The 19498-nt window shown below is 36.6% G+C and carries 19 protein-coding genes; 3 read left to right on the plus strand and 16 right to left on the minus strand.

The window, feature by feature from the left end; translation table 11 throughout:
- Nucleotides 1-128: 128 nt before the first annotated feature.
- A protein-coding gene (locus tag BS101_RS22400; protein WP_156876061.1) for an IS3 family transposase occupies nt 129-1378 on the minus strand; the annotation gives its coding sequence in 2 pieces (ribosomal slippage) (nt 129-1090 and nt 1090-1378; 1251 coding nt in all).
- Between the two features lie 351 nt (nt 1379-1729).
- Between BS101_RS22400 and BS101_RS14795 the strand changes: the two genes are divergently transcribed.
- The 3 genes from BS101_RS14795 (at nt 1730) to BS101_RS14800 (ending at nt 4735) form a co-directional block, all read left to right on the plus strand.
- Nucleotides 1730-2152: a sigma-70 family RNA polymerase sigma factor gene (locus BS101_RS14795; protein WP_073539517.1), complete on the plus strand. Its 423-nt coding sequence runs from the start codon at nt 1730-1732 to the stop codon at nt 2150-2152.
- Nucleotides 2153-2742: 590 nt separating this feature from the next.
- Nucleotides 2743-2904 (plus strand): hypothetical protein, encoded by a 162-nt coding sequence (locus tag BS101_RS23415; protein WP_198039489.1) that lies wholly within the window; start codon nt 2743-2745, stop codon nt 2902-2904.
- 55 nt (nt 2905-2959) lie between these two features.
- Nucleotides 2960-4735 carry a recombinase family protein gene (locus tag BS101_RS14800; RefSeq protein ID WP_198039490.1) on the plus strand — a complete coding sequence of 592 codons (1776 nt, stop codon included), beginning with the start codon at nt 2960-2962 and terminating at the stop codon, nt 4733-4735.
- 91 nt (nt 4736-4826) lie between these two features.
- On the opposite strand, the gene BS101_RS14805 is transcribed toward BS101_RS14800, so the two are convergent.
- From BS101_RS14805 to BS101_RS14875, 15 genes are all read right to left on the minus strand, one after another.
- Nucleotides 4827-5597 carry an ATP-dependent helicase gene (locus BS101_RS14805; RefSeq protein ID WP_073539518.1) on the minus strand — a complete coding sequence of 257 codons (771 nt, stop codon included), beginning with the start codon at nt 5595-5597 and terminating at the stop codon, nt 4827-4829.
- Between the two features lie 12 nt (nt 5598-5609).
- Nucleotides 5610-7919, minus strand: coding sequence for a hypothetical protein (locus BS101_RS14810; RefSeq protein WP_073539519.1), 2310 nt, complete (start codon nt 7917-7919; stop codon nt 5610-5612).
- Between the two features lie 14 nt (nt 7920-7933).
- Nucleotides 7934-8167, minus strand: coding sequence for a hypothetical protein (locus BS101_RS14815; protein WP_073539520.1), 234 nt, complete (start codon nt 8165-8167; stop codon nt 7934-7936).
- A gap of 367 nt (nt 8168-8534) precedes the next feature.
- The gene (locus BS101_RS14820) at nt 8535-10103 is read right to left on the minus strand and encodes a recombinase family protein (protein ID WP_073539521.1); all 1569 of its coding nucleotides are present in this window, start codon (nt 10101-10103) and stop codon (nt 8535-8537) included.
- 1 nt (nt 10104) lies between these two features.
- A complete protein-coding gene (locus tag BS101_RS14825; RefSeq protein WP_073539522.1) occupies nt 10105-10539 on the minus strand; it encodes a hypothetical protein in 435 nt (144 codons plus the stop codon).
- The gene (locus BS101_RS14830) at nt 10540-12105 is read right to left on the minus strand and encodes a recombinase family protein (protein ID WP_073539523.1); all 1566 of its coding nucleotides are present in this window, start codon (nt 12103-12105) and stop codon (nt 10540-10542) included. It lies immediately after the preceding gene.
- A 60-nt stretch (nt 12106-12165) separates the two neighbouring features.
- Complete coding sequence (locus BS101_RS14835) at nt 12166-12399, minus strand: SHOCT domain-containing protein (RefSeq protein WP_083585742.1); 234 nt, start codon at nt 12397-12399, stop codon at nt 12166-12168.
- A gap of 66 nt (nt 12400-12465) precedes the next feature.
- On the minus strand, nt 12466-14448 hold the full coding sequence (locus BS101_RS14840) for a DNA polymerase (RefSeq protein ID WP_347472943.1): 1983 nt from the start codon (nt 14446-14448) through the stop codon (nt 12466-12468).
- Between the two features lie 77 nt (nt 14449-14525).
- Nucleotides 14526-15089 carry a DUF2815 family protein gene (locus tag BS101_RS14845; protein WP_073539526.1) on the minus strand — a complete coding sequence of 188 codons (564 nt, stop codon included), beginning with the start codon at nt 15087-15089 and terminating at the stop codon, nt 14526-14528.
- Nucleotides 15090-15102: 13 nt separating this feature from the next.
- Nucleotides 15103-16224, minus strand: coding sequence for a DUF2800 domain-containing protein (locus BS101_RS14850; protein ID WP_073539527.1), 1122 nt, complete (start codon nt 16222-16224; stop codon nt 15103-15105).
- A 1-nt stretch (nt 16225) separates the two neighbouring features.
- Nucleotides 16226-16516: a DNA ligase gene (locus BS101_RS14855; protein ID WP_073539528.1), complete on the minus strand. Its 291-nt coding sequence runs from the start codon at nt 16514-16516 to the stop codon at nt 16226-16228.
- Nucleotides 16509-16709, minus strand: a complete 201-nt coding sequence (locus BS101_RS14860) for a hypothetical protein (RefSeq protein ID WP_073539529.1) — start codon at nt 16707-16709, stop codon at nt 16509-16511. Before BS101_RS14860 ends, BS101_RS14855 begins: the two co-directional genes overlap by 8 nt.
- 131 nt (nt 16710-16840) lie before the next feature.
- On the minus strand, nt 16841-17512 hold the full coding sequence (locus tag BS101_RS14865; RefSeq protein WP_073539530.1) for an N-acetylmuramoyl-L-alanine amidase: 672 nt from the start codon (nt 17510-17512) through the stop codon (nt 16841-16843).
- Nucleotides 17512-17910, minus strand: coding sequence for a phage holin family protein (locus tag BS101_RS14870; protein WP_073539531.1), 399 nt, complete (start codon nt 17908-17910; stop codon nt 17512-17514). The genes BS101_RS14865 and BS101_RS14870 overlap by 1 nt, the downstream gene beginning before the upstream one ends.
- 25 nt (nt 17911-17935) lie before the next feature.
- Entirely contained in the window at nt 17936-19300 is a 1365-nt protein-coding gene (locus tag BS101_RS14875; protein ID WP_073539532.1) for a hypothetical protein, read from the minus strand.
- Between the last annotated feature and the right edge of the window lie 198 nt (nt 19301-19498).

Below are 19498 nucleotides of genomic sequence, written 5' to 3' on the forward strand. Positions count from 1 at the left end.
TATAAAACGGTGGCTTTGATTTTCAAAGCCGCCGTTCTTTGCGTTTTACACAAGTCTATGACGACTGATAAGCGGATTAACCCCCTCGTTTTGGACGGAATCTAATAAATTCTTCATTTCTTTTAAATTTAGACCCTTATTTGAATATTTGTTAGGTTTTCTCCAAAATAAAGGTTATAAAATTCATGTGGAGCCATAAATCTTAAACTTGAATGTAATCTCCTATTATTGTAGAATTCCATAAATTCATTTACTATTTTGTATGCTTCCGCATAGCTTTGAAATTCATTAATTTTTAAACACTCATCCTCAAGTATTCTGTGAAATGATTCCACATGTGCGTTTTTATTTGGCGTCTTCACTGGTATTCTCTCATGTTCAGTTTTAAGTCCTTCACAGCATTCATCAAATTTATGACTTATAAACTGAGGCCCGTTGTCTGTTCTTATTACTGGCTTTTTAGAGCCTTCCTCAAACAAGTTTCTTCTTATTAAGCACTTTCTCAGTAGTGCTGTAGCATCTTTAGCCTCACAGTGTAAACCCATGTGGTAATCTATAATGCTCCTATCAAAGATATCAATTAAATTTAGTAAGTAGAAGAACTTATCTTCACCTTCTATGTAGCCATATTTTATATCCATTTCCCATAGTTGATTTGAGCCTGTTATAGTTCTGTTAACTGCAATATTTCTCTTTATTTTAGCTTTAATTATTCTCTGGTCTTTAAGTATTCTGAGCTCTTTGCAAAGCCGATAAACCTTCTTGTGATTAATCACAAGATTATAATATTTTCTTAGATGGTAAGTTATTTTTCTATATCCATAGTTAATAGCATCCCCATCAATGGCCTCCAAAATAAATTCCTTAATCTGATCATCGCATACTTTCTCACCATCTACGTTTATACTGTATCCTTTTGGCTTTCCACCTTTAGGTCTAGCCTTTTCTTTGCCTTCTACGCTTAAATTATAGTAATATGTTGATCTTCCGAGTTTAACTACTTTAAGTACAAATACTGCATTGTATCCTTGATCTATATATTTTTTAGCTATTTCTACTTTTTCTTTAATTGAGGGTTTGATTTTTTTATTAAGTCTCTAAGAATTGCTACTTCTAAATCTTTTTCTCCTAACAATTTTTTTAGATGATCATTCTCTTTTGTTACTTCTGTTAACTCATTTTCAAGTTCTTTTTCTCCCTCAACCAAAGCTTTTCTACCAGGCTTAACTTTAATCTCATCCTTAGAATTCTTTATCCACGTAAATATAGTTGATTTTGAGATCCCATGCCTTCTTGATACCAGTGAAACATTTCCTACTTCTTTCGCTTCTCTTAATACCTCTTCTTTTAATTCTTTTGTATAACTTTTTCCTTTCATAGTTTGCCTCCAATCACTTTCTACATTATAATAAATATAGATATAATTGTCCAAGTTTATTTAGGGGCTTAAGAGTAAGTATATGGCGGTATCTTAGGAGGTATCGTCATGTTTTCTTTTGCTCAAAAGCTTGGTAACTTATCAAAAAAAGTCTTGTCTTGTTATGGGACGATTATGGGCAACAACCCGAAATTATAAACTACATAACACGAAACAAGCGCCATTATGCCCGATTGAGATTTCATAAATTTCAGTCGGGCATTTTTGCGTTTATAGACCCCTGTTGTCGTTCCCCTCCCACCGTCCTTTCAAGTTCAGTTTTTAACCCAAATTTGAAAGGATGGTAAGACCATGAAAAAAATAAATCTAAAAGATTACTATGCTCATATAAGCGTAGACATATATATTGATATTCCTGATGAAGTATTTAACATTTTTGAAGAATACCGCAAAGCAGAGCAAGCCTATCAAAGCAAAGTATATTACCACAAAGCATACTACTCTCTTGACCGTGGTGACGGCATTGAACACAGTGCCTTGTTTGTTTCCTGCTCGCCCGATGAAATTTACGAGCGTAAGCTCACAAGGGAACAGCTTCACGCTGCCATTGCCACCTTGCCCGATAAGCAGGCAAAACGTATTTATGCTCACTACTTTTTAGGAATGAGTAAAACGGCTATTGCTAAAGCCGAGGGAGTAAACAAAAGCCAAGTAACACGGTCAATTAACCAAGGATTATCGCATCTTGAAAAATATTTAAAAAATGTCTTGTGATAGACGCAACTAATCAGCTCTTTTTCTAAAGGTATATGAGAGGAAGTTTTCTCTCTGATATGTAGAATAACATAATTGCTCTTTGACAATTTCATATACGATATTTTGAGTACATTACTTATGTGAGCCGAAAGGCAAAGCGACTTAACAGACATCGCCATGATAACGGTATGGGGAGGTGAATTAAATACCTTTGGAGCGACAAAATGGAATGTTAGACCGAGCTTGGCAAACTCGTCCGCAATGACCCACATAAGGGATAATGATACTTCAATACGTTTCGCCCTCGATACGATTAAAACGGAGGGAGTCCCTGCGGTATGCGTGGCTTTTGAAAGGACAAGCTACGGTACTGTGGGGCTATGATAGCTGTGCCAACAGCAACTCAAAATATCCCCGCAATTTTAATGGCGTTTTGCCGGGGTGCGTGGCAAATACGGCAAACTTATAAAACTAACCGCACCGCACTTTTGTTTTATGCAAATTTGCGGTGTGCTTGGTTTTACTATAATTGTTACAGCGACAAACTTTTCATAAATGATATATACGCTTATACTTTATATAAGCAAGACACTTGGAGGTGATTGCGAATGGAAAATATCAAAAATGCAACTAATCCTACTGCTACTAATGTTTCACCACCTAAATCTTATGAGAAAACCAAGGCATATCAGGATTTTATCAATGTACTTTCTCAGATTATAGAAAAACATGGTGCAGAGGTCTTAGATGAAATCAATCGTGTTGTCTAAACGAGCAGTGCTTATGGATTGATGTTTTCCAATCATTGATTGGAGGTCAACTATTATGAATCGGAGTGGAAAAAAATGTGTACTTTACCCTCGTGTAAGTACCGAAATGCAGGTTGATGGGTTCAGCTTAGATGGGCAGAAAAACAGCTTAAGGCGTTTTGCAGACAGAGAAGAAATGGAGATCGTAGACATTTACGAAGATGCTGGTAAATCCGGCAAATCCATAGAAGGCAGACCCGCTTTTAAACAAATGCTATATGATATTGAAAATGGTTTGGAAATTGAATATATCTTAGTCTATAAGCTCTCCCGCTTTGGCAGGAATGCAGCCGATATTCTAAACTCTTTGGAACACGTTCAATCCTTTGGCGTAAACTTAATTTGCATTGAGGAAGGAATTGATTCTTCCCAAACAAACGGAAAGCTTTTGATTTCAGTGTTGTCTGCCGTTGCTGAAATAGAGCGTGAAAATATCATAGAGCAGACAATGAACGGAAGAAAAGAAAAAGCCCGTCAAGGTGGCTGGAACGGTGGGTTTGCTCCCTATGGTTACTACCTCAAAGATAAGCAGCTCTATATCCAAGAAAATGAAGCAGAAGCGATACGAATTATCTTTGACAAATATGTAAATGGCAATATGGGATTTTATAAAATTGCAAACTATCTAAATTTGCAGGGTATCCCAAAAATCAAACGTGCCAACGGTACTCTTTCACAATGGAGTACGCATTTCGTCAGAATGATAATCGACAATCCTGTGTACACTGGAAAAATTGCTTTTGGCAGGCGAAAAAGAGAAAAGGTCAAGGGCACTAAAAATGAATACCGCCAAGTACACCAAGATGAATACATTATTGCAGACGGTCAGCACGAGGCTATTATAGATGAGGAACTATGGAATGAAGCGCATGAAAAACGAGAATTAACAGGCATTAAATCTCCGTCCAAAATTGGTCGTGATAGGGCGCATTTATTAAGTGGTATTTTAAAATGCCCAAAATGCGGTGGCCCAATGTACACCAATAAACATGCTTGGACAAACAAAGACGGTACATATAAAGAAATCTACTATTATGTATGCAGCAAGGCTCGCACCGCCAGAGGAAAAAGCTGTGATTATAAAGCCATGCTCAAAAAAACTGATATTGAGCCGCTTGTCATTGAAGCAATCAGAGAGCTAATTAAAAATCAGGATTTTGCGGCAGAAATCAAATCAAGGATAGGCAAGGAAATTGATACTTCCACTTTAAATAGAGAACTCAAAAACTATGAAAATAAGCTTAGAGAAGTGGAACTCAATAAAACTCGTCTTGAAAATGAAATTGACAGTCTGCCGGAAGATACCCGTTTTAGAGAACGCAAGCTCCACGATATGACCCTCCGTCTTGATGGGCTGTATGACACCATTGTAGAGCTGGAAGAAAAGATTGAAGATGTAAAGCTGCGCCGCAAAGCCGTGGAGCAAGATGCTATCACACTGGAAAACATCTACACTTTACTGGAAAACTTTGATAAGGTATATGATAAAATCAGCGAGGAAGAGAAAAAATCTCTGATTTCTTCGTTAATCAAAGAAATAGAGATTTTTCCATGTGACGAGGCTGAATTGCCTTTAAAGTCTATTTTATTCAATTTTCCTGTTTATAAAGACGGTGGAGATGTTTGTGGGTTTTTGTGGGATAAAAGTACGCACGTCTCCACATGGCTCGAGAGGACTTATATAATGTCAACTCAATCGATTTCTCTTGAGGTAACATTCGGTAATAGTCCACCGCCTATTTTCGCCTTATTTTCAATAGAAATAGCAAAAGTTATCAAGGCATACCATTGACAGATTATACGTTGTGGCGATAGACAAAATATCAACTTTAGGCGCTGTTATATTGCTAATTACTTGAATCTCCACTTTTTAAATGGATTTACTATTTCATAGCAATGTCGAAAGCTTCAGCAAAAATCACATCATCAAGTGGCTTTCGCTTTTCTTTCTTTATTTGAAAGCAAGCACTCTGATATTTTTTGGAGCGTCTTGTTTTACTCTTAATTTTTGCACTATTAGGAAAGTCTTTAGAAAACCGCGCAAAGGCAATACGCCAATAGATACTCATGGCAAACAAAGTATTGTATATTTCAAACAATTCATCATCTGAAAAGACCGATGTGTCTTTACTCTTTAAATACAAATGTAATGCTTTCTCAAACTCACGCCAATCGTCTTCACGAATTTTTTCGCTTATATTTCTTAACCACTCAAAGATTCGCTCATCTTCACGATTCGATACTCTGTCTAATAAGTCTTGCCACTGTCTCCAAGAAAGTTTTTGTACAACTTCAATATTATACTGCGATAATACATAGCATTGTTCATAAAAACTACGTCTTTTTGATACTGATCCGTCGTCTCGCTTTCTTACCTCTTGTGTTGCAAAATCCTTTATTTCATCCCAAAATTTTCTTCGTTCTGAATCATTGATTTTATACTTTTCTAAAAAATCAGAAAGACATTTTCCTAGAAAATATTTATACAATACAGATTTGCCATATTCCTTTTTTAACCCTTCCTCGATTTTAGGTATGTCATTTTCTAAATCCAATAACAGATTATCATATACAGCTTTCTCTCTTGATGTCAGAAACGAGTCGCATACATATATTAATCTACCTTCTGAATCTCGCTCTACTAAGTATCCCATTGTTCACCACCTCTATTTAAAACTAGCCGCTAAAACAGACTCAAATTTTCTATTAACTGCTTCATTAGACTCTAGTATGTCCATTTCCTCCAGTTTCTTTCCATCAACATTGAACATACTATATTTTTGTTCATGCAAATACAAAAATACATATTGTTTCAACATTTGTTCTTTAATATAAGCTCTTTGCATATCAGGTAAATCAGCAACAAACATATATGCAACATGGGCAGTGTTTAAACAAATTATTTTACCAATACCATTCGTTTCATACCATGAACGTCTTACATCATCTGGTGCATCTATATTTCTAGTTTGAAAAGCATCTGATTTACCATTCTTTTCATCGCAATTGAAAAACAATTTATAAATGTATTTTGTTATTCTATCTCCCTTTTCATATTCGCCACTATCTTCTGCAGCAATTATACGTGCTCTTAGTTCAAGTTCTCCTTTATTCAGGAACTTCTCGTATACTTCTTCCCAAAAAGTGATATCAGGAATATCAATAACAGTTTCTTCATAAGGACCAACTATACCAGTATAAGAGCCAATATCAATTAGTTTAGGACAAGATGCCTCACGTGCATCGTGAATGCTAACATTCATTTGAAACTCCAAATCATCTGGTCTTTTGTTTTCTACTCTATATGCAATCTCTTTTAAAGTTTCATCAAAATTTATCCGGCGGTTTCCTGTACGAGGAAATGTACAGCTATTAAGAGTTAGAATAACTTCTTTCCTAGAATTGTCAGGTTTTGAAATATCAAAAAAGAATGGCAACTCTTTTGTTTTTACTTTTCCACTACCTTGAGCAGAAACTTTTAATATCACACGATTCTCAGCAAATCTTCTAGCATTTTTTTCAGTTACATCAAGTGTAAATGTATTTGTAAAAACGCAATTGGGTTCAACATTTATTGTCTCAGCACAGATATTTGAAACAACCGTTTTATCAGTATTATCAACCACAATCAAAGAATATTCAAACTTTTTATTTGCTATATAGTCACTCTTAATTCTGATATCAAATGAAATCTTGTCATTAAGCTTAACTTCTACAGAACCTTTTGTAGGATATGCAATATTCTGCCATCTAACATCAAAATCAGGCTTTTTGGGTCCTTTACCCAAATCTTCAAAACCAAGTGAATCAAAAAGATTCTGAATTTCTTCGGCTATCGCCTGAATTTCTTCTTGCAATTTTCGATCTTCATTTTCCTTATCTTTAATATAATTCCATTCAACCATTAACTTGCGAAATTTTTCTGCTGAGTATTTTTTTAAATATTGATACGCATTTTTTAGTTTTTTACCTTTACTAACTCCAAAATGCACCTTATCTTCAATCTCTGCAAGTTCATTTTCCCAGTCTTCATCTACTTCAACAAATCCCCAGAATTTCCCTTTAATTTTATCTGGAATATCACTAATTTCTACATCACCAATCTTCATACCTTTTCTGTAATAAGAAACACCTGACCATATATTTTCTTTATTAGAAAATACATAAAGCCCGAAATGCTTTACACGATATCCATCACGATATATTTCAGAAGTAGGAAGGTCATATCTTTGCACACACTCTGGCTGGTTTACCATATGAACCTTTTCACCATTTACAGCAATTGCAGAAGACTTGTCCTCAAGTCGTTCAATAATTCTCCACCAAGTCTCCTGGATATACTTAACCATTGTCCCATCATTAATAGCGCCAACTAATTCATCCTTTGGATTTACTATGATAACTCTTGTGCCAACTGTCGTTTTTGGCTCAAATCCAGTATTGTCCTTTATAAATTTTTCTGCTTCCTTACCCTCATATGCCTTTTCAAAAATATTACCATTATCTAGCATGTTAGCAACATACTTTTCTTCAACTGTAAGAGAATCAAAATAATAAGAATAATTCTTTGATCCAACGGCATAAATAATTTTGCCAACCCCATACGTACCTGCTCCAGTTGCATTTCCACCAGAATTATGCATTGAGGAAAATCTGGCCAACCTATAGTCACTATCGAAATATTCATTAGCATCCATGCGATGTTTTATTTCTGTTGCAGAAATATTAGGTCCTGTTAAGCCTTGCGTGCCAGAATCTTCAACAACGAGAAAAAGACCCTTTTCGGTTTCTTTTAAATATATATTGCAATTCCAATCCTTCCATGAATTTACTTTACGAGCACCAGCGCAATTTTGAATGCAGTCTTTTTGAAATCCATTTGCCAAATCTACTCCGGCATCTTCATATGCGCCAAACACCCATTCAACTTCTTTAGAAAAATTATGTGGGATTTGAGTTTTTTCAATCGTTGTCATAATAACCCTCCTTATTATCGATTCAATTTGAACTTTGTTAATTTATCATCTGTCGTATTAAATTTTTGCCTTGCTAGTTTTAGCTCTTTATCAATTGCATTAAAAATATCTGAAACATCTTTTTCTGTATAATCGTATGAAGATTGATTTGAACAGTTTCCAAGCAGTTGAATCATCGAAATAATCTTGTTTGTTCTAGCCTCAGCAATTCTAATAAATTTGTCTCTTTTGCTTTCTACATTTTCCATATCAATACTCCTTTTAGTATTATTATAAAAATAATATACATTTACCAGTTATATTTGTCAATAGTTTTAAAAATATTTTTATATATTTTGTTTTTATGTTTATAATATCAATAAAATATATGCAAATTATTTTTAAAATAATTTGCATATATTTTAAGCATTTTGTTTCAATTTTAACAATTACATTCACCAATAACAGCTACATTAATTCACCAACCTGTTGTATTGTGAATTTTTAGTGCATTAAACTCAAGTTTATCTAAAAAGGATTTATTAATTAAATATAATCACTATTTACTGTTATGCAGAACAAACACCTTACATCTTTATAAAGTGCTAAAGCTCTGTAAGGATTTGTTTTTCTATATTAAATCTCCATATCAACTATCAAACCAGATTTAAATGTCACTGTAATTTTCTCATCATAAATTGTTATACCCTTAATCAACTTTCTGACAAGTTGCTCATCATAATATTCCACTATGCATTTCTGTAGCTTCAAGAATTTGGTCATATCAACCATTCGTTGCTTCTGACTTGCATATCCGGCATTCTTAGTCATCGCTGCTTCTTTTTCATCTCGGAGTCGGTAAATCTCGTCTACAAGGATAGAATAATCCTCTTTGTTGTTGGCAAGTCGAAAGAGTTCCTTTTGTAGCTGCTCCAATTTCTTATCAATTTCAGGAATGGCATTCTTATCCACCTGGTTCATGACTAACGCTATGTTCTTTTCCAAAATATTTATAAATTCTGTCTTTGCCCCAAAAACCTTATTGACTGCCTTTATTACTGCATCATGCAACTCCGTTTCCCTAATCGTCCTAGCCATGCAGTCCACCGACGTCTTATCAAGCCTGCTTACACACCTCCACACGATGGATTTGCAACCGTGATTATTCCAATGGATTCTTCGAAAAATATCCCCACAGTGTCCGCAAATAACAATAGTTGATAAAGCGTATTTACTGCTATAAATGCGTTTCTTACCACTATTACCACTTTTGATGTTACTTCTGCGTTCCATCTCTTCCTGAACCTGCATATATAAATCCCGCGGTATAATTGCATCATGATTGTTTTCCACATAATACTGAGGAACAATACCATCATTCTTTACTCTCTTTTTGGTAAGGAAGTCTACTGTGTAAGTTTTCTGTAAAAGAGCATCGCCAATATATTTTTCATTCTTAAGTATCTTTTTAATAGTTTCCTGTCTCCATTTTTCTTTCCCCGCAGAGGTTAAAATATTATCTGCCATCAGTCCTCTTGCTATCTCTATCAGACTTGCCCCTTCCAAATACTCACGGTAAATTCTTTTTACAACTTCCGCTCCATTTGGCTCAATAACCAAATGTCCTTCCTCATCTTTGGTGTATCCGAGGAAACGGTTATGGTTAATCTGGACAATTCCTTGCTGATAACGGTACTGCAATCCAAGTTTTACATTCTGGCTCAATGACTGACTTTCCTGTTGGGCAAGTGATGCCATAATGGTAAGCAGCACTTCACCCTTGGCATCCATTGTATTGATGGATTCCTTCTCGAAATATACTGGAATATTTTTTTCTTTCAGTTTACGGATATATTTTAGGCAATCCAGTGTGTTTCGAGCAAATCTGCTTATGGATTTAGTTACAATCATATCAATGTTTCCAGCCATGCACTCATCAATCATGCGATTAAATTCTTCACGCTTTTTAGTGTTTGTTCCGCTGATTCCATCGTCTGCAAATATCCCAGCAAATTCCCACTCAGTATTCTTTTTTATAAAATCTGTGTAATGTTCCACCTGTGCCTCGTAGCTGGTAGCCTGCTCATCGCTGTCAGTAGAAACACGGCAGTAGGCGGCTACCCTTAATTTTGGTATCTGTACTGCTGATGCAGTATTTCCAATCCTTGATTTGGCTGGAATAACTGTTATGTTTCTTGTTCCCATTTTAACTCATCTCTCTTTCTATAAGGCTGTAAGCAAATTCAGCCTGCTTGTAAGGGTCTTGGAATTTAATCACCAACGGTCTCATCCAAAATTCTAGTGGTGCAGGAGTGCTATCTAATGCAGTTGGTTCATTCAATTTTTCATCATAAACCCTCCCCAAAGCAACTGCCCTTCTATGTCGCTCCTCTTGCACCATATCAAATAAATCGCGGTCAATAATGGTAGGATAATACTTGGTTCCAAGATACTTTTTATTTGCAAGCATTCTTGATGCTGTACCATACCATGTATTTATACCTGCCTTGGCTGCTGCATTTTGAAGACTGTCACCAGATAGATAATTTTCATATAACTGCCTAATCTGTTTTGCACTAACTTCATCAATAACAGCCTTACCATCTTCTATTACATAACCATAGGGTGTATGTGTAGCCATTTAATTCACCATCCTTTCTCTCAGCGTAATACCGCATTTCATACAGAATCCAATTTCATCTCTGGAATATACAACAATGTTCTCTATGAACCGCTCAAAGATTGCATCTTCGAATTTTACAATTTCTGGCTTGTTGGAAATATAATGAATAAGTGCATCCAACTCAGACAGTTGCTGATGATTGCCTGTAGCCGAACTTTCAAGACGTTTCTTCTCCTGTTTAAGCATTTCAGCCTCTGCTGCAATATCAGATAACTCTTTAGTAAAAAGTGCTGCATCCAGAAATCCCTTTCCCATAAGTTCTGCTATAACACGTTTACGGTCTGCGTTTTTTTCTATGCGTTCATTTAAATCAGCAAGTACTGTAATACGGCTTTCGCCACTCATTGCTTTCAATCCATTTTTTAAAGGTTTTAGCACTGATTTATAGCCGAATTTAAGCTTATTCATCATTAGTACAAAGGCTCTATTTATTCCATCTTCACTGATGTATTTTATAGTGCACTCTTCTTTATGCTCAATGTGAGTTTGGCAAGTCCAAGCAATATAAGATTTCTTTGCTGTATAGTGTGTTCTTCTCTTAAAATGTCTACCGCAGTTTCCGCAGATGATTTTTCCAGACAACACATATCTATTCAGATATTTTGAACTACCCTTATCAATGTTTTTCTCACTTCCACGCTGTCTGATAACCGCCTGCACCGCATCAAAATCTTTATGACAAATGATGGCCTCATGATGGTTTGGCACAAAATACTGCTCCTCTTCACCACGGTTTGCATGACGGTTGAACTGACTGTCAGTGTATGTCTTTTGGAAAAGAACATCTCCTGTATATTTTTCATTGGAAAGAATATCTCTTACAGAAGTTCCTGTCCATTTCCCACCTTTTTTTGTAAGAGCATTTCTTTCATTTAATTCTCTGGCTATCGTATAGCTACCTTTTCCAGCAAGGGCACATTTAAAAATATCTCGTACTATTTCTGCCTCGTCTGGAATAATTTCCATTTTTCCATCAGTGTTGGCATAACCATATGGAGGATATGAAATCTTGTAGGTACCATTTTTAAATCGTGTTTTGACCCCCCACTTATTATTCTCAGAAATTGATGAAGATTCATCTTGCGCCATACTGCTTAATATGGAAAGGATCATTTCACTCTGCATAGACTGAGTATTGATGTTTTCCTTCTCGAAATATAGAAAAACTCCAAGTTCTATCAACTTTCGAACCATTTCCAGACAATCAAGTGTATTCCTTGCGAATCGGCTGATGGATTTGGTAATAATAAAATCAATCTGCTTTAACTCACATGCTGTAATCATTGCCCGCAGACCTTTTCGCTTTTCCTTTTTAGTTCCAGTGATGCCCTCATCATAATACAGTCCAGCGAACTCCCATTCTGGATTTTCTTTTATATATTTTTCGTAATGTTCTTTTTGTGCAGTCAAACTTTCCATCTGCTCTTCACTGGCAGTGGATACACGGCAGTATGCTGCTACACGAAGTTTCTTTTTACGCAGTCCAGTCACCACTGCCGTTTCTATTTTGGTTACTTTTTTCACGATTTTCACCTCCTTGTCAGTGTCACATATTACCTCTAAAACCAAGTTATATCAACGATTTCAAGGCATAATCTCGACCAAATTTGGAGAGAAAGATTGCCGATTTAATTTCATTATTCTGTTGAATTCATCATTAGTAATTAGTCCTTTATCAAGCATTGACTTTATTATTTTTTGTGCAAGGTAATAGTAATAATCCTTACGCATTTGCTCTTCTGTCATTTGATATTTTAATGGAACAGGAAACAGGTTCTGTTCCGTAATTTTTGTTACTGTTCTATTTTCATCTTTCATAAGAAAAAACACCTCCTGCCTAATAGCCATGGCAGGAGGTAAAATTGGACATTTTCCGATATTTCTTTAGTCTTTCTTGTAAAACGTGGTTTCATAGCCATCGGCTCTTAGTAACAAATCTTCAATCCAAGGAGGTGTTCTTCCCATCTGCTCACAAATAGCATCTACGGATACATCTTTGCTACATTCGATAATAACCTCATCGTGAACATGACCACAGATAAAGCAATGACTCAAAATCCTGATGGCATACATCAAAATATCACGGCTAATTGCCTGAACGATGTTTTCCACAAATTTAGATCCGTAACTTTCAATTCTCTCCCATTTCTTCGTAGTACCTACACCCTCATAGGTAACAGACTCTCCTCCAAATTTATTTTCTCCTATGCGTGGTTTCACATAGGAAAGGCATCTGCTGGAGGGTAGTTTTATAAACAGCATTCCACTTTTACAAATAAAATGAATGCCATGTGTTTCCGTAGATATTTTCTGCTTTACTGCACTTTTTACAGCGCGGTCAACATCCCACCAAAATTGAACAATCATAGGATTAGCACTACGCCACGCATCCACAAGTGGCTGCAGTTCTTCCTCAGCAAGTCCCATTTCAAAGGCTCCCATTGATTTTAATGCTCCAATTGAGCCACCGTAGCCGAGAGCCAGTTCCGCAATCTTTCCTTTCTGCCTTAGATGTCTATTTACACCGTGCTTTTCCACAGGAACACAAAACATTGCAGAGGCTGATGCACAATAAATATCCCCATTATCCTTAAAAACCTTATTTCTCCATGTTTCTTTTGCAAGAAAACTAAGCACCCTTGCTTCAATTGCACTAAAGTCCGCTACCACAAATTTCATATCATTTCTTGGCACAAAGGCTGTACGGATAAGCTGCGACAGGGTATCTGGAATATCATCATATAAAAATTCCAATGCATCGTACTCGTTTTCTTTTATAAGAGAACGTGCCTGTTCTAAATCCGGCATATGGTTCTGAGGAAGATTTTGTAGCTGAATCAATCTACCTGCCCATCTACCTGACCTATTTGCACCATAAAATTGGAACATTCCTCTTGCTCGGCCATCTTCACAGACTGCGTTTTCCATTGCCTGATACTTCTTTACTGAAGACTTGGCAAGCTGCTGCCTTAAAATAAGCACAGAGCGAAGTGGTTCGGTTGCTGTTTTCAAAAGGTCTGCAATAACTTTTTTATCAAGTGAATCCGTTTCCAAGCCATTATCGGATAACCACTTTTTCATCTGCTGTACCGAGTTTGGGTTTTCAAGACTTGTCAGTTTCTGCATATCCTGTGACAACTGATTCTTGGAACGCTCATCAATTGATATGGCATTTGCCACTACATCCATATCAAGTTGAATTCCTCTGTCATTTATTTTTTGGTCGAGATGATATTCTTCCCATATAAAATTTGGCACGGGGAATTTCTCAAGTTTTACTTGAATAGACATTTCTACTTCCACATCTCGTTTGTTATAAGATATAAAGGAGCTCCACTTTGCCATATCATGGTGAGGAAGATTTCGTATCCTTCCACCGTTGGTTTTGGTTGGCTTACATGGTACACAAAAATATCGTATAAGTTCTTTACCTTCTTTTAACTTTTGTTCTTCAAGTCCAAGCACTGCACCTACACCTGCAAGGGAAAGGGGAAGTCCCATATATGCAGACCATATCATGGAACACCTCCATGATCTAGGGTCAAGATAATCTCCCACAGTATCTTCCGGAATACTGTAACTGTAAAAGTACTGTGGATAGTATTTTTTCAAATATGCCGATAAGCATATTCTTTCAAACTGAGCATTAAACGCCCATTTGATGATGGTTCCATCTGTTAATGCCATGATGATATCTACCGGGATTGTTTCTCCCTGTGCCAGATCTACAATAATAACGTCCGAGCCGTTTATGGAATATCCAAACAGTAATATCTTAAACATAGAGGATTGCACATATTTATAAACTCCACTTTTTTGCAAATTTACATCAGAAAATGTTTCTATATCAATCGAGATTGTCTTAATTTTGCTCATAATTCGCCTCCATCACTATGATAAAGGCGGCAAAGATGAACTCTGCCGCCCCGTTTATTTGCTAATTGTTAAGACAAGAACCCATCATCTTCCTCTATAGCAAAATCATCCTCTGCACGAGATTTACCGCCAAGAGGCTCTCCATCCTTAATCTTCTGAAGATTATTAAGACCGCAGGCAATGCCCTTGTTACCGTTGGAATTGAAAGCATAAAAGCTAATGCTGGCACGGCCGTAAACACCACTATACACTTCACTTCTCTCGATAATCGGCTGACGGTCTGCATCTACAATACCCGGTGCAGCCGCACTGTTGGCATTGATAAAATAGCTGTCTGCATATGCAGGGTCATCCGGTCTTTCCATATCACCATCACGAAGAGGTTTTTTAAGTACAGAAAGTGCAGGAACTGTTTTACCATTGCCCTTAAGTTTACCCTGACCTTCCTCGTATGCAGCCTGAATAGCCGTCTGAATTTTCTCCACTGTATTTGTATCGGACTTAGGAATAATGAGACTGACACTGTACTTCGGTGCGCCTCCGTTGATTGACTTAGGGTCCCATACATTTGCATAAGACCATCTTGTTTCTGGACCTGTGATTACCTTCATTGGATTATTAATAATTGACATAATAGTTTCCTCCTTAATTTTCACTAAAATCTTCTATTGCTGTATTCATTGCCGGACGCTTGTCACTCTCCGGCACAAGTGTTGGTTTGCCCTGAGGTTTATACACAAAACCACCAAGTATCTCTTCAAATTTCTTTTTACCGAGAATTTTTTGCATTGCCGTAATTCCTGCCACCTTCTTTTCATATGGGTCAAAGCCTTCACTGGATACGGCTTTTGCAACCTCATCTTCATCGATATATTTTCGATTAGAACGACCTTCAACAACCTTAAATCCATTATATTTTGCGCCAATTAATGCCTGCTGCAATGCGTACTCTTTCACATCTTCTGCCCAAGATGATAATTCATCTACTTTTGAAAGAATGACTGCAATTTCCTCATCACTTAATGTGGCAGGCATTTTAAAATCATACCTAGCAAGTTCCATGTTGTACTCCATACGCTTGCGACATTTGGCTTTCACTTTACAGAACTGACAATGCTCTCCAGCTTTGAAATCTCCTTCTCCTGCGAAGGCAAGTTTTGCCGTAGGAACAAGGATTTCTTCTGCCCACTTTATAAGTTCTGCCTTGGAAATAGAGTAGGTACTGATGTTTTCTCTTCGTGGCTGGTAAATAGTCATATTGACAGTATCAATATCATAAATGCCGTCAAATAACTCCAATGCACCCAAAGCGTAACACATCATCTGAGGATTATGTTCTGATGATACAAGCACTCCAAGACCGTGCTTATAGTCAATTACCGATACAGTACCATCAGCAACAATCACGCAGTCTCCAGTACCAAAGCCTTCCTCTACATACTTAGAAAAATCTAATTTCTGTTCAATTAACAGGATGGGGTCTGTGCATTTTTCCTTTGCTTTGGTAAGCTGTTCTGCCACATAACCTGCGTAACCATCGGCACATTCTTCCATTTTCTCATCATAAAATGAAAGGTTTTTTATGGGGTTCTCACATTTCATTCCCAGCAGTTTCTTCAACTTATACTCACAAAGCGTATGTGCATTTGTACCTTGTAAGGCATATTCACTGCCTTTATCTTCATATTCTGCACACAACCTTGCCGATGGTGGGCAAGAAAGCCATCTGTGGCTACTTGATGCAGAAAGCAGTGCGTGTTTTCCCATATCAAAGCACCTCTACTTCAGCAAGTAATGCTGCATATTTCGATGGGTCAATTTCAGACAACTTGTCTGCTCCATATTTAATAAGAAGTTTTTTGACCTGTGCCGTATGACCGTTACGGGATTTTTCCGCCAATACCTTACGAACATCTGTAAGCGTAAGTGCTTTTTCCTGCTTGTCCTGTGAATCATCAGAACTGAACATCTGAGTCAGCGTTTCGGATATCCCTATAAGGATTTCTCCACAATGCTTTAATTCTGCAAGTTTTGCTGTAAGTTCATTCATTTTACTCATGAATTTGTCCTCCTTCCTTGATTTCTGTAATTGCCAATTCCGAAACAGTGTCACCCGGTACGATGATGGTCAGTTTGTGCTTGTCACCGAGAAGAAAACGCAAGAGGCGTTCTCGCACGGTAACATTGCGGCAACTGACAACACCTTCCTTCTTTGGCTTTTTGGATACACTGATTGTCAAGTTGTGTCCCATATCCGTCACCTCTTTCCGAGGGTCTTTTTTGTTACCCTCTACTTATTAGCCACGGGAGGAGGACATATTGGACAACTTTCAAAAAAAAGCCTGCAAGAGTGATTAAACTCCTACAGACAATTCCTTATTCATTATTCAGATTTAATATAAGCATCTTTAAACCCAGCTGATTTTGCTTTGGCAAGTTGTGCATCAGCATTTTCTTTTGCTGAATAAGCCCCAACAATCACTCTATAAAGAGTTTGACCCTTAACTTCTGGCTGTGGTTCAATATAGTTAATTCCTAATTCAGCTAAGATTGCTTTTGCAATTGCTTTTATAATCTCATTTTTTTTTGCATCAAATAAAGTATTGTCTCCTGTATTATCAATAAAGCCCATCTCAACAAGCACTGCTGAAGCCTTGGTTTCTCTTAATACATGATAGTTAGCCTCTTTAACCCCTCTATCTACAAATCCCAAATTCACAAGAGATGTTTGTATAGTTTGAACCAAACTTTTAGATTTTGCTCCTGGATTTAAATAAGTATAGGCTTCTACTCCTTTCGCTTGCTCTGGCTGAAAGGCATTTCTGTGGAAGGATATGAAATAATCATAAGTATTTCTATTTTCAAAATTACTTCTATCATTAAGGCTTACTGTGACATCTGAGGTTCTTGTTTCATCTACAACTACACCATATTTTCTAACTTCTGCTGCTACAGATTTACCTAGGTCTAATACATCATTACTTTCTTTTCTTCCATTGTAACAAGCACCGCTGTCCTCTCCACCATGTCCATAATCAAAACATAGCCTTGTCATTATTTATCTCCCCCTTTATTTATTTGACCTAAAATATCCTTTAACTTTTCAGGTATTGGAAGCCCTACCTTGGCTGAGTTTTCTATTATGCTGATTCCTTCGTTAGAAATATAGAAAAAAATAACAGCACTACGAACTGCACTGCCGTTTTTGAGCAATTGAACATCTATTATATTTCCTATACCTACAAACACAAATATTAAAACCTTTTTAAATATTCCCCTGAACCCAATCTCACTGGACAGCTTTTTCTCAAGCACTGCTATCATAAGTCCTGTAATATAGTCAATAACCACAAAAGCAACCAGTGCATACATAAGACCATCACAGCCTCCTAAAAACCAGCCGATGTAACCGCCAGCAGCTGTAAATACAGCCTGAAAAATATTAACTTTCATTCCTCTCTCCCCCATCTTAGAACTTTTAATGTGCCGGCATATCCAGTGGATATATATAATCACAGGTAAACTCATATTGTATTTTCATGGTATTTGTAGGTGTCTTTGTCACTGTCTCTGGAATCAATGTATGAGCTGAAGCGGGTACAACATACTGCTGTTTCAATTGTCCATAGCTGCTGTCAGTGTAGGTAAATATAGTAGATGTATCACTGTCCCAGGAAATACTGTCATAGTTAGTAGAAGTAAAGTTTGAAGTGCCATACACTGTTAAATCCTCATTTAACTGGAGGCATGTGCCGTATTCTATTATTGCCCACAATTTATTATTGGTTATTTTAGTTAAAGTAATTAAGCCAATACTCCCTGTGTATATTTCAGTTTTACTGGCAAAAGTGCCGTCTTTATTATACTTTGCTATACAGCTTTTATATTTGGAACTTGACCCAGAAGTATCTGTGCAGCCATTGTAAGTTATATACACATAAGCAGCATTTACTGCTATATCATAATACTGCACACTAGAAACAAGATCATCAGGTACTGCTGCACTTTTAGGGTAAGATAAGATTACCGTAAAATTTTTATCAAGTTTTTTAAAAGATCCATCACTTATAAGAATCCAGAAGTTTGTGCCATCATAAGCTATTGCTTTAACTTGAACTGACAGGGTTATATTATCTTTCTTAACACCTGTTGTTTTATCATATACCACTAAGGTTGTGGTATTTCTAATTAAGGCATAAAGGTTTGTTTCATCAGTACACAGATTATAGTAAGGCAGGGAACTCCCGCTGCTCCCTGTTTCTAATGCAGTTTTAGGATACAGACTATTAATTTTAGGGCTCTGTGCAATATCCTGGGTACTAGCTCCACCTGTCCAGTATATACTTTTAAAAGTACCATTAGCAGCACTGGTTGGAAAATCTATGACATAATGCCTTGTACCTGATGCATCAGTATTACTTCTTGTAGTTTCACTTTTATTTACAGTTCCCCTCAGCACATCACTTCCGCTGTAAGTATACCATGCATCCGCATAACCTATAATGCTTCCCCAGGTAAAGTAGTCATAAAGGTCTTCTGCAATATCTCCTGTAGTTAGTGCCATTACCCTAAATGGATAAGTTGTGTATATATCACTTAGTATATTCTCTTGCATATTATCTAACATAGGATAATAAAATCCGTCAAGGTAAGCCATATTACCAAATACAGCTGATATTCTATTTTCACTTTTAGCTTCATAGGTCTGTTTTCCTGTTAGAGCATCATAAAGCTTTACTGTAGCTGTGCCTGTAAAGGGTAATATTAACTTTTTCTTTGGAATTTCTATTTCAGTTTCTTTTATTAAGTTTTTGCTGTAGGATAAACTTTGTTTATAGGGCATGAGTTTCCTCCTCTCTAAAATTTTGCATATAAAAAAGCCTATACCCGCTCTAGGTAAAGACTTTTGTCATCTAAAAAGAACAATGTGAACTAGCAAAAAATAGTAGCCCCGACCCGTAATTAGAAGCTACTATTTTTATATCATAAAATATCCATTACCAATCATTTTCAAGTGATATAGTCTTTTCATTAAAAAAGG

This window comes from Clostridium kluyveri, assembly GCF_001902295.1.
In the GTDB taxonomy this organism is placed as follows: Bacteria; Bacillota; Clostridia; order Clostridiales; family Clostridiaceae; genus Clostridium_B; species Clostridium_B kluyveri_B.